Annotated in this window: 18 protein-coding genes; 10 read left to right on the top strand and 8 right to left on the bottom strand. The window is 57.1% G+C overall.

Annotated elements, in window-relative coordinates:
* Positions 1–84: 84 nt before the first annotated feature.
* Together JF70_RS08915 and JF70_RS08910 are read left to right on the top strand one after the other, a co-directional pair.
* Positions 85–714 carry a hypothetical protein gene (locus tag JF70_RS08915; RefSeq protein WP_156149538.1) on the top strand — a complete coding sequence of 210 codons (630 nt, stop codon included), beginning with the start codon at positions 85–87 and terminating at the stop codon, positions 712–714.
* Between the two features lie 917 nt (positions 715–1,631).
* A complete protein-coding gene (locus JF70_RS08910) occupies positions 1,632–3,344 on the top strand; it encodes a hypothetical protein (protein ID WP_156149537.1) in 1,713 nt (570 codons plus the stop codon).
* A 1,001-nt stretch (positions 3,345–4,345) separates the two neighbouring features.
* On the opposite strand, the gene JF70_RS09270 is transcribed toward JF70_RS08910, so the two are convergent.
* The 5 genes from JF70_RS09270 to JF70_RS08350 form a co-directional block, all read right to left on the bottom strand.
* Positions 4,346–4,585, bottom strand: a complete 240-nt coding sequence (locus tag JF70_RS09270; protein ID WP_156149536.1) for a Na+/H+ antiporter NhaC family protein — start codon at positions 4,583–4,585, stop codon at positions 4,346–4,348.
* Complete coding sequence (locus JF70_RS08900; RefSeq protein WP_156149535.1) at positions 4,536–4,967, bottom strand: Na+/H+ antiporter NhaC family protein; 432 nt, start codon at positions 4,965–4,967, stop codon at positions 4,536–4,538. The genes JF70_RS09270 and JF70_RS08900 overlap by 50 nt, the downstream gene beginning before the upstream one ends.
* Positions 4,931–5,221, bottom strand: coding sequence for a hypothetical protein (locus JF70_RS08360; RefSeq protein ID WP_156149534.1), 291 nt, complete (start codon positions 5,219–5,221; stop codon positions 4,931–4,933). Before JF70_RS08360 ends, JF70_RS08900 begins: the two co-directional genes overlap by 37 nt.
* 373 nt (positions 5,222–5,594) lie before the next feature.
* The gene (locus tag JF70_RS08355) at positions 5,595–7,358 is read right to left on the bottom strand and encodes an amino acid ABC transporter ATP-binding/permease protein (RefSeq protein WP_052690627.1); all 1,764 of its coding nucleotides are present in this window, start codon (positions 7,356–7,358) and stop codon (positions 5,595–5,597) included.
* Positions 7,342–9,222 carry an ATP-binding cassette domain-containing protein gene (locus JF70_RS08350; RefSeq protein ID WP_082069288.1) on the bottom strand — a complete coding sequence of 627 codons (1,881 nt, stop codon included), beginning with the start codon at positions 9,220–9,222 and terminating at the stop codon, positions 7,342–7,344. Before JF70_RS08350 ends, JF70_RS08355 begins: the two co-directional genes overlap by 17 nt.
* Before the next feature lie 194 nt (positions 9,223–9,416).
* Between JF70_RS08350 and JF70_RS00135 the strand changes: the two genes are divergently transcribed.
* The 8 genes from JF70_RS00135 to JF70_RS00100 all read left to right on the top strand — a co-directional run bounded on the left by JF70_RS00135 (position 9,417) and on the right by JF70_RS00100 (position 20,880).
* Positions 9,417–10,025, top strand: coding sequence for an MptD family putative ECF transporter S component (locus JF70_RS00135; RefSeq protein ID WP_045934821.1), 609 nt, complete (start codon positions 9,417–9,419; stop codon positions 10,023–10,025).
* Entirely contained in the window at positions 10,022–10,720 is a 699-nt protein-coding gene (locus JF70_RS00130; RefSeq protein WP_045923762.1) for an energy-coupling factor transporter transmembrane component T, read from the top strand. The genes JF70_RS00135 and JF70_RS00130 overlap by 4 nt, the downstream gene beginning before the upstream one ends.
* Positions 10,698–12,149, top strand: coding sequence for an ABC transporter ATP-binding protein (locus JF70_RS00125; RefSeq protein WP_045934820.1), 1,452 nt, complete (start codon positions 10,698–10,700; stop codon positions 12,147–12,149). Before JF70_RS00130 ends, JF70_RS00125 begins: the two co-directional genes overlap by 23 nt.
* Before the next feature lie 163 nt (positions 12,150–12,312).
* On the top strand, positions 12,313–13,014 hold the full coding sequence (locus tag JF70_RS00120; protein WP_029679079.1) for an ABC transporter ATP-binding protein: 702 nt from the start codon (positions 12,313–12,315) through the stop codon (positions 13,012–13,014).
* A 2-nt stretch (positions 13,015–13,016) separates the two neighbouring features.
* Positions 13,017–16,475, top strand: a complete 3,459-nt coding sequence (locus JF70_RS00115; protein ID WP_045934819.1) for an FtsX-like permease family protein — start codon at positions 13,017–13,019, stop codon at positions 16,473–16,475.
* Positions 16,476–16,579: 104 nt separating this feature from the next.
* The gene (locus tag JF70_RS00110; RefSeq protein WP_045934818.1) at positions 16,580–19,405 is read left to right on the top strand and encodes an ABC transporter ATP-binding protein/permease; all 2,826 of its coding nucleotides are present in this window, start codon (positions 16,580–16,582) and stop codon (positions 19,403–19,405) included.
* A gap of 121 nt (positions 19,406–19,526) precedes the next feature.
* Positions 19,527–20,369, top strand: a complete 843-nt coding sequence (locus JF70_RS00105; protein WP_045934878.1) for a formate/nitrite transporter family protein — start codon at positions 19,527–19,529, stop codon at positions 20,367–20,369.
* A gap of 127 nt (positions 20,370–20,496) precedes the next feature.
* Positions 20,497–20,880, top strand: coding sequence for a nuclear transport factor 2 family protein (locus JF70_RS00100; RefSeq protein WP_045934877.1), 384 nt, complete (start codon positions 20,497–20,499; stop codon positions 20,878–20,880).
* Positions 20,881–21,331: 451 nt separating this feature from the next.
* On the opposite strand, the gene JF70_RS09265 is transcribed toward JF70_RS00100, so the two are convergent.
* From JF70_RS09265 to JF70_RS09130, 3 genes are all read right to left on the bottom strand, one after another.
* Positions 21,332–21,604, bottom strand: coding sequence for a type II toxin-antitoxin system RelE family toxin (locus JF70_RS09265; RefSeq protein ID WP_045934817.1), 273 nt, complete (start codon positions 21,602–21,604; stop codon positions 21,332–21,334).
* Positions 21,601–21,816 (bottom strand): type II toxin-antitoxin system RelB family antitoxin, encoded by a 216-nt coding sequence (gene relB / locus JF70_RS00090; protein ID WP_045934876.1) that lies wholly within the window; start codon positions 21,814–21,816, stop codon positions 21,601–21,603. The genes JF70_RS09265 and relB overlap by 4 nt, the downstream gene beginning before the upstream one ends.
* Before the next feature lie 114 nt (positions 21,817–21,930).
* Positions 21,931–22,124, bottom strand: a 194-nt coding sequence (locus tag JF70_RS09130; RefSeq protein WP_231578745.1) for a hypothetical protein, incomplete at its 5' end; no start/stop codon positions are given.

Raw genomic sequence — 22,124 nt, 5'->3', positions numbered from 1 at the left:
GCTCCCCAATATGACTATTCGTAATTAAGCGAGATAAAAGGTTGCACCGCAACATTCTATAGATATCATAGATTACGTTGCATAGTGGAAAAGAAAAGAACGAGCTACATAGTGACCTACGGACACAAAAACTCTCCAGCACCCAAAAGGGTCAAAGCAAATGGACCTGGTGAACACTCACCAAGCCAATGTACCGCTCATAATAGCAAGAATTCTAAACTTGATGAGTTCCTGAAAAACTTTGGGTTGTCAGAAAATCAAATTACAGTTCAAGATAAAATACTTGACCTTCATAAGGGTGTAGCGAATGAGGATCCTGAGATAACAAAATCATGGTCTCTCAGAAGCGTTGTTGAAGTGATAACCGCTCTTGTCGTTGTGGGTTATGGAATGCGGACCGTAGCTGGGATTCCGTTAGGTTGGTCTTGCTGGACTTACTGGCTGAAATATGGGGGAATTTTAGTAAGCGCAGTGGCAACTGTGGTTGCGGCGTTCATTGGGTGGGAGCGTAAGCGAGACTTGGCAAAGATTCAATTGAAACTGGATGCTCTAGACATTTGGGAAAAATCCCACCCTATAAAAGCTAAGTTGAACTCAGAAAATAATATCGAGCGGAGGGAAGCATACTTATTGAAACAGTCATACGTAAACACCGTATTATGGGGTTTGGGTGGCGTGACTATTCTCAGCGCTTTCGCTGCTGCATTAGGCTAGGCCCTAATATATGGTTTGCAACACTTCTTACTCAAAATGTTCATGTCACTTTATCAAGTATGGATTGTCGAAGCTTTGCTATCGGAATCATTGAATCTCCTTTGTCGGATGGTTTCATTTTTTCTACATTTTTACCTAGTTGCCAATCGCCGCTTTGGATAAAAAAGTAACATCAACATAGTTAATGAGGTGTAAAACTGGATTGCAATTCTTATGACTTACATATTTATGAGGTCAGAATCGGCCAACACCGTGAATATAGACTTCGACCTTATCACGACAACCTCGGAAAGTTTTTAATTTCACATTTATTGTATTGTATATAGGTAAAGCGCTATTTTCTTTGGCCCTAGTTGACAATATGAGTCTTCTTTTGAAGAGCTCAGCGCTCTTGATTACGGTGGAATGATTAAACAACGGAAAAGCAACGAAAACGATCAATCGCAATCGTGCATCGACGGAATCATCAGCTGCTATCAATACATCATCAGCCACATACTATACAATAATGAGAGCAGCTCTCCGCCTCGAGTGTCAATGTTCCAGATTCGCAGTTTGTGCGACACAAGCCAGAAATTCGAGATTCATACCAAACTTTGAAGGAGAATTCACAAAACTGTTTACGCAGGAGTGGGGGGGGGGTCTATTTTTTCATTTTCTTAAAAAGCGATTGATAGCGTATCCAATATTATTGAGATTCCGACCAAGATCATTGCCGAGCCAAGAGCACTGAGAATCCCTGAAATTCTAATCCGTCCGGTCACTTACTGGATGAAAAGTCCGAGTTGTCTGGACTCTTTATGACTATTACTTGTGAAACCGTCCAGGCATCGATATCCTGCTATTTCGATGTTTTCCATAAGTTATGCATCCCCCTTACCCAAACAATTTGCCACGATATGTGCGATACTTGCTATATGACAGAGGTAAACTGGGAAATTTATCCGGGAGAGACAATCCAAAAGGTTGTTGCTGCTCTAATCCTGCTGGAACACCCCAATGGAAACTTCATTACTCCATCACGAGGCGATCGCGGCGTCGATATCCGCGTTCCCGCAGGTAACTCATTTATCGTTTATCAGGTAAAGCGTTACACGCGTCCTCTGAGCAGTAGAGAATGGTCTAATATCAAAAATTCATGGGATGTGTTCGTTGAGAAAACCATACCTTATCTTCCTGTGAGTGACTGGAAGCTTGTCATGCCTTGGGATCCGACCAACGAGGCTTTTGATAAACTACAAACTATCACAGGCAACACCAAAATCAACGTGAGTTGGATTGGCCGCACCCAATTGAATAACCTCGCTGCAAACAATCCAAAAGTCATCGAATACTACCTAGGTAATGGTGCCAATAGGATCACAGATTTAATGAATAAAGTCTTTCTTGCTGGAAGTCCGCCAGAAAATAATGGAAACCTCTTGGATAATATACGGCAACGGGCTATCTTACTCCAAGATTCACTGGATGAAGTAGATCCGTTCTACAGATACGAAATCGAAGTTCGAAACGGCAAAGTTACCGATAATCCAAACAAAGTCACTGATGACAATAGACCGGGCCTGGTCATGTCAACAATGCGAGAATTTTCTAAGACACAATATTTGATCACGCGCATTTTCGCTCGTTGTGCTGAATCAACAAGTCTGCGTCCGATACGATTCTCGGTGCACCTAAAGGCGACAACAGAACGAGAAAAAGCAGCTCTTAGCGATTTTGTAAACTATGGAGCCCCTTTCAAGGAGCTACCGGCAACTTTCGATAATACCGAAGGGCCCGAAGGTGCATTAGGCGAGTCAGAAGGTCAACTGACGGCTTTAGTTGTCCCCTTACAACAAGAAAGTCTCCCGCCATTCGAAATCAGAGCGGTAGAGCAGAAGACTCGACGCACTCTTCATGCAACTCCGGTCAAAGAAGTTGAACGTACTACAGCACCAGACAGCAAAGGAGCATACGTTCATTTTATAGACAGTAGTGGCTGCTTCGATTTTCGATTCAAATTATTAGTGAACAATAAGAAAACCCGCATGGACTTCAGTCTTCATAATGTGGTGGGGAAAGATCCAGATAAACTGATTCGAACCTTAACAGTTTTCTCTTCGCTCAGTCAAGGCACAAAATTTGAGTTTGGCATTCAAGATGGCATAACGTTGTTCACTCTTGAAAGCGCAGAACTCGCTGAGCTGGCCACTCATTCGGCTTTGATACTTCCTTTCTTCGAGGCCCTAAAAACTGTGCAGGGACATACGTTAACACGCATCTCGGTGCCTGACCCTAAGCAACTCAAACCCGGACAGCAAAGCGCAATCATGACAGCTGCAAAACTGCTCCATGGTGAAAGAATCAACACCACATGGACACACTTAGACTTTACAGTTAGCAATTTCAAATCTCTTTCGGACTCGTCACAAGAAGAATTCGCCGTATGCACAGAATTCCCCCTAACTGTTTCCTTGGGGAACATAGTTATACAGACGAATTGTAATCGGCGAATATTCTATAAGGCAGCGAAGTTTGAACAACCTATCAAACCTCATTCGCTAAAGCAAGGCAATCGAGTCAGACTCATTCCCGGTTCAACAGCGGAAGCGGTAATTCAAGCTGTTCCACTCAATCAAACTCAAGCTTAAAAATTCGAGCCAGCGGGTTAGCGACTTTCCTAGCTTGTCTGTAGGAATAATTGCCATGCAATTTTCGTGAAGGCTAATTCTGAAACTGTACGCTGTTTGCTTCTGGTGTTGCTCCATGATTTGATCTACATGGCATATGATTAAAGTCAGGAAGATATAAAGCGCGGAGTTGAGGGTGGTCATGCAGCGCTGAGACTGCAATTTGACAACCTGCTACTACATCAAATTCATTCAAATGCAAGTGAACAAGAAAATAGTGCCTAGTTCCTTACATATTTAAGGTGTTGCTTTCTTACGGCACGGTGTTCAGCTTGCTTCTTGTACGGGAGTCATCGAATCTTGACATGTCCAGGAAACGGCGTGTAGATCGCTAGTTATCGGTGACAGGCCTGATTATTCCGACGATAATAAATTTCAGCGATCTCTGAGTACACGAAAATCGGAATTCTTATACTTCCCGCCTTTGTGCTTGTTGAAATCAGAAGCATATCGTTTAATCCGGAATAGATAAGTGTTGGCAAATAGATATGCTTTAGCGGATTCCTCATTACAGATGTCGAATACAATGCCATCGTTTTGCAAATTAGCAATTTGAGAATCGAGGCTTTTAGCTAGACATACACATACGCTTTGAACTGTCCACATTAGCCCCCGCAGCTAAAAACTAAAGGGGCATCTGCTTCGAAAAGTGCCGACCCATTTGTGAAGAGCTGGCCAACACAATTAACCCTATTTTGACTTCACACTTACATTGCTAATTCCTTATAAAAAGTGTCAATTTTTGTAGCAGTCTCTTTTATCCACTGACAAGAAAAGCGTCACAACAGGCATTGCCTGGTTGTGGTGTCGATTAGCTACAACAGAGAAACGGCTCTACGCTTCCTCCCCTTATCCAACTCGGCGCGCATGGTCTTCTGCTTTTCCGGCGTTAGCTTGCGGATGCCAATTCCTGTGTATCCTCAGCTGGTGGTGAAGATGACGCCAGTCCAACACAGGGTTGCCTAAGGCATATAAATGAGCGTTTGTACGCCCAAGGTGGCCGCCATATAGATACCAGCGGCAGTCCAGGGTAGGATCAACTCGAATATAGTGCCGGAAACCTCTATGCTTCGCCCGAGATTGCAAGGATGCAGACCTCGGCGAATGTATGCACTCAGCGGTTCACCAGGCAGCAGAAGGGAGACCTGGACGTTACAGGTGGTGAATATTAGTGAGGATGCTGGCCAGCAGGGTGACGACAATCAATGAGCCAGTGCTCTTTCTGATCTTTAGCAGAGACTCCACGATCTTGTTCAAAGCCCCGGGGGCCGAAAGCACCCCTGCGAAGGACAGGGTACAGAACGCAATCAGGAGGGTCATCATGCTCTCCATGCCTCCCCTGTTCAGCAGACTGGTGACACCCTTGGCTGCGGGACCCAAGTTGAAACCCTTGGGGAGCACAGGGGTGTCGAATTTGTTGACGATGGCATTGAATGCGTTGGCGAAGGAGAAATGCTGGATGACGACGGTATTGAACATGGCCACCACCGACGAAAGCAGCATGACCGGAATAGTCGGCTTCTTCCACGCTGACCTGATCAGGATGATCAGGAGAGGTATAAAAGCAGCATGGGCACGTTCCAAGTGAAGGCCTGTGAAAGCGTGTTATTCGTCTCAGCGACCTTATCAAAGCCGCTGCCAACTGTGGACTGGACACCACGGCCCGCCACGAACATTGCTATCGCTGCCACCAACAAGGAGAGGAAGGTGGTCCACAACAGGTGCTTCATATGCGTAAACACATTCACATGGGTAATGACCGCGGCCAAGTTGGCGTCTCCGGACAAAGGAACAACTTGTCCTCGAAATAGGCGCCGTTGTTCAAAGCTGACATTCACCTATTTATAGTGAAGTGAATCAGTAAAGCGATAACTTTACTTATGCACTAAAAGACCTCGACTTTATCAAACGGAATCGTCCGCCTTTCAGCTGTTCTAAGATAGCTAAGCTCCGTGAACCTCACTTATGCGGAACCTTGTCGGAATACCACCACCCTGAATGAGAGCAGACTCCTATTCGGCTGAACCACTTTTCTCAGAACTGACTCCAATCGGGCTTCCCATTTGCATAGTCAGTAGACGGAATCGCTGCCGGAATCACCCGTTGAAATGGACCAGCGCCGGATCAAATTACGTCGGTAACACTGCCAGCAGCAATTCGAAGTGACACTATGAATTGCGCCTCGAATTGCGCCTCTTCTCTATGAAATGTTCAGGCGGGGATAAGCTTGCCGTTTTGCAGCGTCAGCAGACGGTCAGCTCGGGCAAGGACCGAGGGACGGTGAGAGACAATCAGACAGGTGCGGTCGCCCTTCCGCTCAATCAACCTAGTCAGAACCCGGCCCTCCAAGAGGGCATCCATATTGCTGGTGGGCTCATCCAAAAGCATGAATGGCGCCGAGCTCAAAAAGGCGCGAGCCAGGGCCACTCGTTGCCGCTGCCCCTCGGACAGATCCGAGCCGTTGTCAGCAAGCAGATGATCCAAGCCGTCAGGCAGCTGGTCGATCAGATCATCTAGGCAGGCATCATGAGCTGCCTTCTCAATATCCTCTCTGCTGGCATCGGGCCGGGCCAAGGCGATGTTGTCAGCCAAGGTGAGACTGAATATGTAGGTGTCCTGGCTCACCAGAGTCTGCTGAGCACGCAGATCGGCGGTGCGGATGGTCTCGATAGGCAGGCCAGAGACGGTCAGGTCCCCGCCGCTACGCTCCTGGAACCGCATCAGCAGATCAATCAAAGTGGACTTGCCAACCCCGTTGGCCCCCTGGATGCCAATCAGTTCGCCAGGCTTGATGGAAAGATCCAGACCCTCCAAAACCGAAGTCCGGTCGCTATGTTCACCCGAGTCAGTCTTGCCTGGATCGTCCTTACCCGTGTCAGTCTTGCCGGCGTAGGAAAAGGAAACTGCCCTGGCATTCTCTCCAGTGAACTCCGACAAAGGATTCCCGTGATTGGATTCCACCTCACGTACAGGCGGCTCCTTGTCCAAAAGAGAGAAGACCCGCCGAGCAGCAGCCAGGGTAGGCTGCAGGCCGGCGCCTAGCCGGGCCACAGGTATCAGGGGGGCGAAGGAGGAGAGGAAACCGACCAGTCCAATCATCCCCCGGGCAGGATCCATCAACCCCTCAGAGCCAAGCCAGCAGGCCATCAGCGTGAAGGCTCCGGCGCAGATCAGAGTGACCACATTGGTGACCATATCGTTGGTGATGGTCCGCCCAGAGGTGCGTCCCCTGGCATCCAGCATCTGGTCCGTAGCGACTCCCACCCGGCGACGGGTATTCCCCAGAGCGCCCAGCCCCGCCAGTTCGGCACGGCCCTGAAGGGTCTCCAGAAGCAGGGAGTGGAGGTTGGCTTGGGCCGTCCGCTCCCTCATAGCTCCCTTGAAGGTAGGCCTTGCGCTCAGGATGGGGATGAGCAGACCGACGATCAGATAGGAGACCAGGGCAGCCAGACCCATCCAGGGCGAGAGCCAAGTGAGCAGAGCCAGGTTGGCCAAGGAGGTCACCAGGGCGATGGCGATGGGCGATAGGGTATGAGCATAGAAGATTTCTAGCAGCTCGATGTCGTTGGTGATCACGGTCACCATGTCCCCGCGCGCCTGGTCTCGCAGACCGGCCGGGGCCAGGGAGCGCATCTTGTCGAAGACCGTCGTGCGAATGTCACGAAGCATGCTGAAGGCCATCTCATGGTTGTAGTACTGCTCCCCATAGGCCATGACCCCCCGGCTGAGAGCAGTCAGAACCGCCACGAGAGCCCAGACGACCCACTGGCCACTCAGCGGCGGCCAGTCCGTGACCAGACCGATCAGGGCCGCTGCGGCTGCCATCATGCTCCAGACCGCAAAGAGGTGGCCCAGGCTGCCACAGAGGATGGCCTTGCCCTCCGTACCAGCCAGAGGCTTCATCAGCTGGGCCATACGGCGCATCATCATCAGATTGCTCGTTGTCTGCTGCATGTCATCACTCCCCGTCCTCATACTGGGCCTGCTCCTTCCACTGAGCGGCAAATCCGCCCCCGGCATCCATCAGTTCACGGAAGCCGCCGCTCTCCGCCAGACGGCCCTTCTGCAGAAAGAGGATGGAATCGGCATTGCGGACCCCAGCCAGGCGGTGGGTGATGGTCAGGACCAGGGACTCCTTGCCCAGAGCGTCCATCAGGGCTGCCAGTGTAGCGTCATGCTCGCGGTCCACGGCGCTGGTGGCCTCATCGAAGATATAGACGGGGGAACGCCGCAGGAGCCCGCGGGCAATGGACAGGCGCTGCCGCTGCCCTCCGGATAGGTTGCCTCCCTCGGGGTCGATAGGAGCGTCCAGCCCGCCCTTGCTTTGGACAAGACCGGTCAGACCGACCTGGTCCAGCGCATCCTGCAGCTCCCAATCCGAGTAGCCCAGTCCGGCCGGGTCCAGATTCGACCTGATGGTCCCGGTGAAGAGGTGATCGGTTCCCCGAACCACAGTCTGCAGGCCGACCAGATCCTCGCGCGACAGGTCGCTGATTTGGCGCCCGCCAATGGTCAGCTCTCCGGCATACCCCTGAAGGCGCCCGGACAGCAGGCCCGCCAAGGTGCTCTTGCCGGAGCCCGAAGCGCCGACCAAGCCCACATGTCCCCTGGCAGGCAGATCGAAGTTCAGATCGGTCAGAGCCTGGAAGCCGTCAGGATAGGTATAGGTCAAATCGCGAGCGCTGATGCCTAGCGAATCATCGCCAGACATATCCGCCTGATCTGCTTGCTTCGAAGCGGATTCCGAGTCAGACTCCCGAACTGCTACCTCAGAAGTTTCGAGACTCGCTTCCGGAGCCACATCCGAACCCGTACTCTTGCATGACTCAGGAGCCGTCCCTGGAGCCGCCGACTTCTCGTCGCCCCCCTGCCGCGCCTGAAGAATATCGTCGATGGCCTTGCCCTGTTTGATGGCGACCATGCCGGAATGCATCATGTAGACCAGCTGGCGCTCAGGTGCAAAGAGCCGGACCCCGGCCAAAGCAACAACCAAACAGGACAGCATTCGAGAGGGCCCGTCCTGCCCAATCAGGACTGTGGCCGCGACCGCCAGAATGAGGCTGGTGTAGATGACCACGTCGGCCTTGATCAGCGAGCGCAGCTGCCCGGCCAGGACCCCCATGGTTATCCGGCGGAACCCCTCGGACTCCTCGGCCAGATCGTCGGCCTGCCGCTGGTCTGCCCCGAAGATCTTCAAGGTGTTGAGCCCTCTCAGGGCATGCTCAAAGTGGACGCCGACCTTGTCGTATTTGCGCAGCTGGCCTAACTGCACCTTGATGTTCTCGCCCATGGTGGGCTTGGAGGCCAGGGGTAGGGCCACCATGCCGATCACGACGATCACCGCAGCCAGGGGACTGACAGGCAGAAGGACGACCAGGGTCACGACCAGCATCAGGGCGGTCTGGACCAGGGCCGGAATGTAGGCCGTGAAGTAGGAGACGACCGACTTGACCCCCTCGGTCGAAAGCCTGGCCAGGGTCTGCGCCGGAACGCCCAGGTCCTCCTTCTGCGCATTGGGGTCGAACACGGACAGGTAGAGGGCCTGGGAGAGCGCCTTGCCCATCCCATCAGCCAGCCGGGCGCTGACGGACCTGGCGACCGCCTGGGCCAGGAGCCGAACCAGGATCAGCCCGCCTATCAGCGCCGCCAAGGGTCCGGGCCGACCAGGCACCCAGGCAAGGGCATGAGGGACAGGCAGGCCAAGGGAACGGCCCACGGCCGCGATGGCCACCGGCAGGAGGAGGACCTCCGCCAACGCGCCGATCGTCTGCAGGAGGGCCAGCAGGAGGCTGGCGCCCATCCTGGCTCCCGGTAGATGAAGTAGTCGCTTGCTGATCATGCCTGTTCTCCGTGCCGCCTTTCTGATACGCCCCTCTCAGTGGACACTAACAAAATCCTCGCGCGCCAAGCAAGAGACATAAAAAAATATTATTTACTTTCCCTCCCGGCCCTCCTAAACTTGACGGCACAACATGAAATCGGCGGATATGGCCTAGGGCCGAGCGACCGCCACCCAGATGGGAGCGATCCTTTATGAAAGCACTGAAGACAAAAGACCTGGTCAACGTCGGCATTTTTACGGCCCTCTACTTCGTCAGCATGGCGGTGGGCAACTTCATCACCGTCTTCCTGGCTGGCCTGGTCATGCCCGGTCTGTCCTCCCTCTTTATCCCCGCTGTGGTGGGGCTGGTCTCCGGCCCGGTCTACATGCTGATGATCCGCCGGGTGCCCAGGTTCGGGGCCATCACCATCGTCGGCGTCATCATGGGCCTCTTCCTGCTGGTCTTCGGTCACTTCGCCCTCTCCTTCATCCCCTACGCCTTCTGTGGCCTGCTGGCTGATCTGGTTCAGTCCTCGCTCGGGGAGAGCCGTCCCAACCTGGCCCGCTACCTGAGCTATGTCATCCTCACCTTCGGCTGCACCGGCCCAGTTCTGCCCCTCTGGTTCATGAAGGACGCCTATGTGGCCAGCCTGGTCCGCCGCGGCAAGAGCCAGGAGTACATCGACGGAGTCTTCGCACCCATCACCGGAGCCACCTTCCTGGTCTGCATCCTGGCCACCCTGGTCGGCGCCCTGCTCGGGGCATGGATAGGCGCCCGGATCGTCGACCGGCATTTCAACCGGATACCCGCCAAGCAATGAGGCCCATCTCCATCTACACCAGATTCCTGCTGGTCATCTTCGCCAACGCCCTGATCTTCGTCACCCTCCCCACTCCGCTGGTCCTGGCCATCAACATCTACTTCTGCAGCTTCCAGGTCATCGTGGGCAGAGTGAGGAAGGGCCAGGCCTGGCTTCTGGTCTGTCTGGTCTTCGCCCTGGGCGCCTCCCTGGCCATGGTCTTCCCCGAGAACCTGCCGGGGCATTACCTGCTCTTCCTCTTCGTCGGCGTGGGCAGGATCCTCCCCCTAGTGCTGGTCGCGGCCTTCATGATGGGCACCACCAAGGTTTCGGAGCTGGTCTACCTGCTGCGCAAGATCCACGCCCCCCAGTGGCTGGTCATCCCCGTCAGCGTCCTCTTCCGCTTCTTCCCGACCGTCAGGCACGACTATGCCCAGATCAGACGGGCCATGAAGTTCAGGGGGATCGCGGTCACCACCGGGGACATGGTCCGGCATCCGATGCGAACCATGGAGTACATCTACGTCCCCCTGCTCAATAACGCCACCAATGTGGCCTCCGACCTGACCTCAGCCGCCCTGACCAGGGGGATCGGCGACCCCGGACCCAAGACCTCCATCCAACGGATTGCCTTCACCGGACTGGATGCGCTCATGTGCGCCCTGGGTCTGGTCCTTATGGGATGTGGAGCCTATGTTGCAATGTTCCAGGCTTAGCTTCACCTACGAGGGCGCCAGCCAGCCTTCCCTCCAGGAGGTCTCCTGCCGGATGGGCCAGGGACAGCTGACCGTGATCACCGGGCCGAGCGGTTGCGGCAAGACCACCCTGTCCAGGGTCATCAACGGCCTGATTCCCGAACTCTACGAGGGCAAGTTGGAGGGGGAGTGCCTGATCGGGGGCGAACCCACCACGGCCCGGCCCATCTACCGGCTTTCGGAGCAGGTGGGGTCGGTCTTCCAGAATCCCAAGACCCAGTTCTTCACCACCGACGTCCGCAGCGAGCTGGCCTTCCCCCTGGAGAACACCGGGGTCCAGCCGGAGGCCATCCGGGAGCGTATAGACCAGGTGGCCGACCTCTTCGGCATCGGCCCGCTCATGGACCGGGACATCTTCTCCCTGTCCGGGGGCGAGAAGCAGATGATCGCCATCGCCTCCTCCTGCATGATGGACCCGCAGATCCTGGTCCTGGACGAGCCCTCCGGCAATCTGGACGTGGAAGCGGTGGCCAGCCTGGCGCAGATTCTGGGCCGCTTGAAGGACCGGGGCCTGACCATGGTCCTGATCGAGCACCGCCTCTACTACCTGGACGGCCTGGCCGACGACTTCCTGGTCATGGAGGACGGCAGGCTGGCGGAGCACCTGACCCCGGCCGCCATGAGGGGGCTGGATGGCCCAAGCCGCCAGGCCATGGGGCTGCGGGCCCTGAATCTGGACGCGACCGAGAATGCGAGCGCCCCAGCCAGGGTCACTACCGAGAAGACCCCCGACCTCTTGCGGGTCAGGAACCTAACCTATGCCTACCACCACGACCAGGATCCTGCCCTGGATGTGGACGACCTGACCCTGTCCAGCGACGACATCACCGGCATCATCGGCCGCAACGGTGCCGGCAAGAGCACCTTCGCCTCGGTCCTGACCGGACTGCTCAAGCCTGGCGACAGGTCGGAAATCAGCCTGAATGGGACCAGGCAGACCAGCAGGGAGCGTGTCGAGGACTCCTACATGGTCTTTCAGGATGTCAACTACCAGCTCTTCAGCGAGACCGTGGAGGGCGAGATGCTCCTTGGGGCCAGGCGGACCGACCTCTTTGAGGAGGTGGCACGAAAGCTGGACCTGGAGCGGCTCCTGGGCCGGCACCCCAACACCCTCTCCGGCGGAGAGAAGCAGCGGGTGGCCATCGCGGCCGCCATACTGTCTGGCAAGCGCCTGGTGGTTCTGGACGAACCCACCAGCGGCCTGGATCTGCTCCATATGAACCAGGTGACCGGGATGATCCGCTACATGCGCTCCCTGGGGGTCATGGTGATCGTCATCTCACACGACCAGGAGTTCCTGGCCCAGACCTGCCAGCGGTTCATCACCTTCCGCCAGGGCAGACCGGTCAGGGACAGCCGCAAACTCGGCAACCTCCTGCAAGCCCTCTGAACCTCCGAGCCCTGGCAGGGTCAGTGAACATGACGCCTCCCGGCAGGCGGTTCCCCTGTGCTCCGGACCCCGCGAACGTATACAGTAGTGGGGAAAAGAGCATCAGGGGGCGTCCCTCGCGTCGGACGGCCCCGCCGCACAGCCAGGGTTACGAGAGGGCATGATGGGCTATATCGACGTCATCGGAGAGACGAAACGGTATGTGACCGGCGAGACGACCATCGTGGCCAACAATGAGGTCACCTTCTCCATCGAGAAGGGCGAGCTGGTGGTCATCCTCGGCGCCTCGGGGGCTGGCAAATCGACCGTGCTGAACATTTTGGGCGGCATGGACACCTGCAACGAGGGCCAGGTGATCGTGGACGGAAAGGACATCGCCGGCTACGACGCCCGACAGCTGACCACCTACCGCCGCTACGACGTGGGCTTCGTCTTCCAGTTCTACAATCTGGTGGCCAACCTGACCGCCAGGGAGAACGTGGAGCTGGCCTCGGAGATTGTGGACGACGCTGCTGACCCGGTCCAGACCCTGGTCGACGTAGGTCTGGGCGACCGGATCGACAACTTCCCCGCCCAGCTTTCCGGCGGCGAGCAGCAGCGTGTGGCCATCGCCCGGGCCGTGGCCAAGAACCCCAAGATCCTGCTCTGTGACGAACCCACCGGGGCCTTGGACTACCGGACCGGCAAACAGGTGCTGCGCATCCTCCAGGACCAGTGCCGCAAGAAGGGCGCCACCGTGGTCATCGTCACCCACAACGCGGCCATCGCCCCCATCGCCGACAGGGTCATCCGCATGCACGACGCCCGGGTCCAGGCCGTGCAGACCAATGACAACCCCGAAGACATCGAAAACGTGGAGTGGTGAGGATGCAGCCCGTCAGGAAGGTGCTCTGGCACGACATCCGGGTCTCCCTGCGCAAATCCCTGGGACGGTTCATCTCCATCGTCTGCCTGGTGGCGCTGGGTTCCTTCGCCCTGGTCGGGTTGAGCGTGACCGGGCCGGACATGCGGCAGGCCGGCAACGCCTACCTGTCCGACCACCATCTGGCCGACCTGATGGTCATCAGCAGCTACGGACTCGACCAGGAGGATCGGGATGCCATCGACACCGCCCCCGGCAACTCCGGAATCGAATACGGATATCTGAAGGACGTGGTGCTCAAGGGCACCGACAAGAGCCTGCGCATCTACTCCACCCCCGACCGGATTTCCACCTATGAGCTGGTCGAGGGATCCATGCCGACCAGGCCCGACCAGATAGCGGTCGACACGGCCCTGGCCGGGAGCCACCCCATCGGCAGCAACATCCAGGTGGACGAGAAGGCCGACCAGCTGGGCAGGAAGGTCTTAAGGCACCACAAGCTGCGCGTAGTGGGCACGGTCAGGTCGACCGAGATCCTGAGCAAGGTCAACATGGGCCCCTCCACAGCCGGATCCGGGTCCCTGGACTCCTACGCCGTAACCACGCCCAAGGCCTTCGACTCGGACGAGTACATGATCGCCCGCCTGACCTTCAAGGACCTGGACCGGATCAGGGACCACTATTCCGACCAGTACATCCAGGCCCTGCAGACCCACAAGGACGATCTGAACAGGATCCTGTCAGGCCGCCCCACAGCGAGGCTGAGCGCCATCAAGGCTCCACTGCAGAAGCAGCTGGACCAGGGACAGGACCAGGTGGACCAGTCCAGAGATGAACTCGAAGGGAACCGGCAGCAGCTGGACCAGGCCAGGAAGGATCTGGACCAGGGCGCCCAGAGCATCCAGTCCGCCAAGAACCAACTGGCCGCCAAGACGGTGCAGGCCCAGGCGGCCATCGACCAGGGACAGCAGGAGGTGGATCTGAGCTCGGCCGAACTGGCCCGAAAGCAGAAGCAGTACCAGTCTTCCGCCAACCAGGTGGCCCAGGGCAGGCAGCAGGCCGATCAGGGGCAGCAGGCCATCGACCAGGGACAGGCCAAGCTCGATGGTTCCCGCCAGCAGCTGGAGGGCGGCAAGGCCCAGGCCGACCAGGCTGTAGCCCAGGCCCAGGCAGCGCAGAAGCAATGCAGACAGGGCATCGCACAGGTCACCGGCCTCATTCAGACCATCGACGCCCAGCTGGCCGCCCACGGGCTGACCCCCCAGCAGCAGGAGGAGCTCAACCGCCGAAAGACCGGGCTCCAGGCCCAACTGGCCGAGCTCAACCGGCAATCACCGCAGATTGATGCCCTGGCGGCCAAGGCCAAGGCGGGCCGCGATGCCTTCATGACCAACCAGTACACCCCCGGCATGGCCCAAGTCGCAGCCAACCAGCAGACCCTGGACGCAAAGCGCCGGGAGCTGACCCAGGCCAGGGCCAAGGTGAACGAAGGCGAGCGCCAACTGGCCCAGGGCAAGGCCCAGCTTGACCAGGCCTCCGCACAGCTGGCCCAGGGCAGGACCAAACTGGCCCAGGCCCGGCGGCAGCTGGCCGGCAGCCGTGCCTCGGCCCAGGGGCAGATCGACCAGGCCCAGGCCACCCTGGATCAGAAAACCGCGGAATACCGGACCAAACAGGACAAGTTCAAGAGGGAGAGCCCGGACGCCCAGAAGAGGATCGACGACTCCCAGAAGAAGCTGAACAAGGCGGCTGACCAGCTGAGCCGACTGGAAAAGCCTGTCTACGCCCTGGACTCGCGCCGTGAAGCACCCGGCTCGGAGGGCTACAAGGTCTATGCCTCCGTCTCCTTCATCGTGGACTCGCTGGCCAAGGTCTTCCCCTACTTCATGTATCTGGTGGCCGCCCTGGTCACCTTCACCACCATGACGCGCTTTGTGGACGAGGAGCGGATCAACGCAGGAACACTCAAGGCCCTGGGCTACAGGGATCAGGATGTCATGGCCAAGTTCCTGGTCTACGGCGGAGCAGCTTCCGCCCTGGGCGCGCTCCTGGGCATCATCGCCGGCCACACCCTCCTGCCCTGGATCGTCTACCAGGCCTATGTCCACGCCTTCGACATGCCGCCCATCCACTACGGCTTCCACCTGCCCATCACCCTCCTGGCCTGCCTGCTGGCCTTCCTGAGCGCCGTTGTCCCGGCCTTCCTGAGCGCCTGGCGGGAGCTGCGCGAAAAGCCGTCGGCCCTCCTCCTGCCCAAGCCGCCCAGCGCCGGATCGAAGATCTTCCTGGAGCGCATACCCCTGATCTGGAACCGGCTCAGCTTCACGCACAAGGTCACCGCCCGGAACATCTTCCGCTACAAGCAGCGGATGCTGATGACCATCTTCGGAGTCTGCGGATCGGTGGCCCTCCTGATGGCCGGATTCGGCGTGCAGGGGTCCATCTCCGCCATCAACGAGCACCAGTTCGGCCAGGTGATCCGCTACGACCTGATCGCCGCCGAGAACAGCCAGGCCACATCCGACCAACGCCAATCCATCAAAAAACGGCTGGAAAAGCCCGATGTGAGCCGTTCCCTGAACGTGCGTTACGAGGAGATGAGCAAGACGGCCGGCCACAACGCCGACAAGCAGTCCATCACCATGATCGCGCCGGCCAGCGCCGAGCACCTGGACGACTTCATCCGCATGGACACCCGGGCCGGGCACAAACCCCTGAGTCTCAAGGGCGATGGCGTGATCCTCTCCGAACGGATCGCCCAGCTGACGGGGACCAAGACGGGCGACAGAATCACCCTGCAGGATTCAGGCGGCAGGGACAGAACCATGCGGGTGGACGGCATCTGCGAGATGTATCTGGGGCACTTCGTCTTCATGAGCCCATCGGCCTACAGGACCGTCTTCCATCAGGACTTCTCGCCCAACGCCCACCTGGTCACCTTCAAGGACTCCAGCGCGGAGAACACCAGAAAGCAGGCCGCCTCCTTCATACGTATCGACGGGATCCAGGGAGTGGTGCAGAACACAACCCTGATGAGCCAGATCGACACCGTGGTCAAATCCTTGAACATGATCATGCAGGTGCTGATCATCGTGGCCACCCTGCTGGCCCTGGTCATCCTCTACAACCTGACCAACCTGAACGTTGAGGAGCGCATCCGTGAACTGAGCACCATCAAGGTGCTGGGCTTCTACGACCGCGAGGTGACCATGTACATCTACCGGGAGACCATCCTCCTATCGGCCATCGGCGTCCTGGCCGGGTATGGGTTCGGGGCCTGGCTGCACCACTACATCATCACCACCGTTCCACCGGACAACGTCCTCTTTGACCCCTCCATCAGCTGGGTGGCCTTCGTCGTGCCCCTGGTCATGATCACGGTCATCACGGCCGGCCTGGGCTGGATGGTCAACAACAAGCTCAAGCATGTGGATATGCTGGAGGCCCTCAAGTCGGTGGACTAGGCCATATCGGCATTTACCCATGCCGATGGCGTAAGCTGGCACTCCAAGAGTCCATAAGTCCATGCCATTAAAGCCATTGAGAATCCAGAAAGCTGAGGACGACGGTGCTGCAGATCGAACACATCTCCAAACAATACAAAACAGGGGACTTCGTCCAGCAGGCCTTGAATGATGTCAGCGTCAACCTGCGCGACAACGAGTTCGTGGCCATCCTGGGCCCCTCCGGCTCCGGCAAGACCACCCTGCTCAACATCATCGGCGGGTTGGACCGCTATGACCAGGGCGACCTGATCATCAACGGCACCTCCACCAAAAAGTACAAGGACAGGGACTGGGACTCCTACCGCAACCACACCGTGGGCTTCGTCTTCCAGAGCTACAACCTGATTCCCCACCAGAGCATCCTGTCCAACGTGGAGCTGGCTCTGACCATCTCGGGCGTGCACCGGCAGGAGCGGCGGGAGCGGGCCAGGCAGGCCCTGGAGCAGGTGGGACTGGGTCAGCACGTGAACAAGCGGCCCAACCAGCTCTCGGGCGGGCAGATGCAGCGGGTGGCCATCGCCAGGGCACTGGTCAACAACCCCCGCATCCTCCTGGCCGACGAGCCCACCGGAGCACTGGATTCCGAGACCTCCATCCAGATCATGGACCTGCTCAAGGAGGTGGCCCAGGACCGGCTGGTGGTCATGGTCACCCACAACCCCGAGCTGGCCCACCAGTACGCCACCAGGATCGTGGAGCTGCACGACGGATCGGTCATCAGCGACTCCGACCCCCTGCCCGACGACCAGGTGCCCATCCGCCGGGCCCGCCACCGCACCTTCGGCAAGGCCTCCATGGGACTGCTGACTTCACTGTCGCTGAGCTTCAACAATCTTCGGACCAAGAAGGCCCGGACAGCCCTGACCTCCTTCGCCGGGTCCATCGGCATCATCGGAATCGCCCTGATCCTGTCGGTATCCACCGGGGTCAACCGCTACATCGACAGGGTGCAGCGGGAGACCATGACCTCCTACCCCATCACCATTCAGGAGCAGTCCTTCGACCTGAACAAGATAGTGGACTCCGCCCAGGAATCGCAGAAGGAGGCCAAGGCCCACAAGGATCTCAAGGCCATCCAGCCGGACGACTCCAGCATCAAGGGGGCCTCCAGCCTGACCAGCAGCATCACCCAGAACAATCTGACAGACTTCAAAAAATACTTGGATAATCCCAAGAGCGAGATCCATCAATACGTGGGGTCCGTAGGCATCCAGTACTCCTATGCCACCAAGTTCGCGGTCTTCGGGCACGACCCGGACGGTAAGCTGGTCTCTGCGGACAAGGTGACCATGAGCGGGCAGGACGACGCCAGCTCCACCGCCAGCCAGATGGCCACGGCCAACACCGACAGCGACATGGGCGACATCCAGTCCATGCAGATGTCCTACCTGACCGGCAAGACCGAGAAGAACAAGGCTCCGGAGATCTTCGGCGAAATCATGCCGGGGGCCGATGCCAAGACCACCATCAGCAAGGTGGTGACCGACAACTACCAGGTGGTGAACGGCACCTGGCCCAAGGCCAAGGATCAGGTGGTCCTGGTGCTGGACAAGAACAACCAGATGCCCGTCACCAGCCTCTACAAGCTGGGCATCCTCCCCTCCAGCCAATACACCGACATGATGAACAAACTCAACAGCGGGCAGGAGGTCAAGGTCGACACCAAGCCCATCGAATACGCCAAGGCCATGGACCAGAAACTCTCCCTGGTGCCCGCTGCGGACCAGTATGCCAAGGGGACCGACGGCCACTACCACTACATCGGCGACAGCACCGACCAGATGACCAAGGCCGCCGATCAGGGCCTGCAGCTGCACATCGTAGGCATAGTGCGCCCCCACCAGGGAGCCAAGGCCACACCCCTCAAGGTAGGCGTCGGGTATACCCGCCAGCTGACCGACTACCTGATCGACCAGGCCAAGACCAGCCCCATCGTCACCGACCAGGAGGCCGACCAGGGCCACAGCGTCCTCAACGGGATGGCCTTCGCCCCTGCCGACGATGCCGCCAAGGCCAACGATGCCAAGGCCTACATCGCATCCTTGGGCGTCAGCCAGAAGGCCAGCATGGCCCAGGAGATCATGAAAGGCTCGGCAGCCATGGCCGGCCAGGAGGCCCAGGGCCGGGCAGGGGCCGCTGCAAGAGCCCAAGGTTCTGCGGGCATCCCCACGGGGGCTTCCGCCGAGCAGCAGACGGCCCAGGCCTTCGACCAGTACATCGCCACCGCCCCGCAGAACGCCCTGGTCGCCATCTACAACCAGTACGTCTCCACCGGCACCTACGCCGACAACCTGAGCGACTTCGGCCTGATCTCCCGGGATGCCCCCTCCCGCATCAGCATCTACACGGACAGCTTCGAGAACAAGAATTCCGTGGGTGACTCCATCAAGCACTACAACGACAAGGCTGCGGAGAAGAACAGGATCGTCTATACCGACTACGTGGGCCTGATGATGAATTCGGTCACCACCATCATCAACGTCATCACCTACGTGCTGATAGCCTTCGTCGGGGTCTCGCTGGTGGTCTCCTCCATCATGATCGGCATCATCACCTACATATCGGTTCTGGAGCGGACCAAGGAGATCGGCATCCTGCGCGCCATGGGCGCCTCCAAGCGGAACGTCTCCAACGTCTTCAACGCCGAGACCGGCCTGATCGGACTTCTGGCGGGCCTGCTGGGGGTGGGCATCACCCTGCTGCTGATCATCCCGGCCAACAGCATCATGCATCACTTCATGGGCACCACCGAGGTGAACGCGGCCCTGCCTGCCTCGGGCGGCGTGGCTCTGGTCATCCTGAGCGTGATCCTGACCCTGATCGGCGGTCTGATCCCTTCGCGGAAGGCGGCCAAGCAGGATCCCGCCACCGCCCTGCGCACGGAGTGAGGCTGAGCGACACCGGGTGGCACTGGCAAAGAAGTGAATTCCCGCACAGTCGGGCCCTAAGGGCGGTCCCTCTTTACTCGGGAATGCCATAATGAACCCCGTGAATGAGCAACCCAATCAGATGACAGATCGACAGAACAGACAACCCCTCTTCCCCGGACGGGCCTTCATCAGCACCGTCCTGGACGTGGTCGAAAGCAAGAAGACCATGAGTGGCGCCCTGACCGGCAAGTACATGCAACGGGCCACCATGGCCGGCCTCTTTGTGGGTATCTTCTTCACGGCCTTCTTCGTCATCATGGGCCAGGCCGGCCAGAACCCCGCCGACCACGGTCTGATCCTGGCAGGCCGGGTCCTGGCGGCGACCACCTTCGGCTGGGCCCTGGTCCTGATCTACTACACCAACTCCGAACTGCTGACCTCCAACATGATGGTGGTCACCATAGGCGCCTATCACAAGCGCCTGGGCTGGCTGGCCTCCCTGCGGATCCTGGTCCTCTGCCTTCTGGGCAACCTGGCCGGAGCCCTGATCGTGGCCGTCATCCTGCGCTTCTCATCCATCGTCAGCGGTCCGACCCTGGACCAGATGCTGGCGGCCTCGGCCACCAAGACCGGCTACGTCTCCGGCGGCCCCATGGGCTTCGCCGACCTGTTCGTGCGCGGCATCCTGTGCAACTTCTGCATCAACATCGCCATGCTCATGGTCTACAACGGCAAGCTTTCCAACGACTTCACCAAGTGCATCATCATGGTCGTGGCCGTCTTCGTCTTCGCCTTCTGCGGGTTCGAGCACTCGATAGCGGATTCGGCCCTCTTCCTCATCCTGGGTATCTTCGGGCGGGTCAACGCCTGGAAGGCAATACTGGTGGTCCTGGTGGCCATGCTTGGCAACTACATAGGCGGCGGCATCCTGATCGGTCTGAACTTCGCCACCATGAACGACGAGCGCCACTTCAAGGCCTGAGACCATTTCCCTTCAGCCACTGTCCATCTGCTCACTGCGATTTCGTACGCGCTTACGAGACTGATCGGAACTACCTATCATGAAGAAACCCAAGAGCCTATGAGCAGGCAGAAAACGGAGGTTCATGATGAGCGAGGCTGAAACCACAGCCAACAAGTCCTTGGTACAGGAGTTCTACGACCAAGTCTTTAGCCGGGGAGATACCAGCAACATCGACAGGTTCATGCGGGACGACTACATTCAACACAACCCAACCTGCGCCGACGGGAAGGCTGGCTTCCTAGAGCTCATCAAGGGATTCCTGGCCCTGGGGCCGCAGATCGACATCATCAGGCTGAACGGGGAGGATGATATGGTCTACGTCTTCTTCAAGTGCACGTTGAAGAACGGCCATGTCAATAAGGTTTGCGACATCTATCGGCTGCAGGAAGGCCAGCTGGCTGAGCACTGGGACATCATCGAGCACAACATAGAAGGCGTACAGTCTCGCAACAGCAACGGCCTCTTCTAACCTTCCAATTCGATAAGTGCCCTACGCTGCAGCATCACTGATGTCGGAGCTGGCCCCTTCCTATGTGTCTAGAGGAGATTGCAACTCATCTCTCCAATGGCCTTCGCATCACCGTCGAAGACATTAGGACTATAGCAAGGCCAGCCAGGAAAAGTACCGTATCACATTACAGCAGCAAGACCAAGATCAGCGGCGGTAATTAGCATGGCCAAACAAGATAGATACGAAATCCAAGGTGCTGCCATCCACCAATTCCCGCTTAAAAGCAGTTTCACCGCAAATAATTAATAATAAAAAGCATTATGCCAAATTGAACATGTTTTCAACGAGTTTCTGTATGGTTTCATAAATCTTATTTAGTCCCCGATTACTTTTCAACGATTAGCTGACCCCGAACAAAGCCTGCTAGCTGACGCACTGAACCATATGTGGACGTGAATCAAAAGCTACGTTAGTGATTTTTGTAGACATCGTTTCTTTTAGCAGCTTTAAGCACCAAAACCTTGAAGTTACCGTCATCTATATCTGCAATGACACGATAACCTCCTATACGGTAGCGCCAGAGCGTTTTCATGTCGCCTTCTAACGCTTTTCCCCATTGCCTGGGATTCTGGGAACCTTCTATGCGCTCGTTAAGCCATTTCACAATACGTTTCTGTACAGTCTGATCAAGTTTCTTGAACTGTTTGAACGCCTTACAGTCGAATTCCCATGTATACGTCACTTGTCAAAGACCTCGTTCATCACCTCGGCTCGCGAAACTGTACCGTTATGCTCGTTGAGCACGCTCATCGCTTCTTTGTAGTCTCTAACGTCTTCAATCTGATCCAAAATCACTTGACTCATATACGCTGGAACGCTCACTCCTTCGAAATCAGCCATCTCCTTGACGACCTTGTAGTCCTTATCCGGGATGCCAATAGTAGTTGTAGTCATTTTCCACCTCCAGCATTTGCAGTATGACAACTTTAGCATAAGCGAATACATCGCATTCATTTGCTGTGAGATTATCTTGCACGCCGTTTGTGTTTGTTTAATGTGTATTCTAGCTCACCACTGATGCATGCGAAACGATAAACCCGGCAGGTATAAAAAGAATGTAATGTCTAATATTGTGTTTCTACCAAGTGCCAAACTCGCATCACAAAAAATAATGGAAAGCGCATAACGGCGCAGAATAGTTTTGAAATGTAAAAAAGTATTTGCTGTCTGGTGTTTGCGTGCGGAAAGCTCTGCACGCAACC

The organism is Bifidobacterium mellis (genome assembly GCF_000967265.1).
Taxonomy (GTDB): domain Bacteria; phylum Actinomycetota; class Actinomycetes; order Actinomycetales; family Bifidobacteriaceae; genus Bombiscardovia; species Bombiscardovia mellis.
This window is presented reverse-complemented; position numbering and strand designations above follow the sequence as displayed.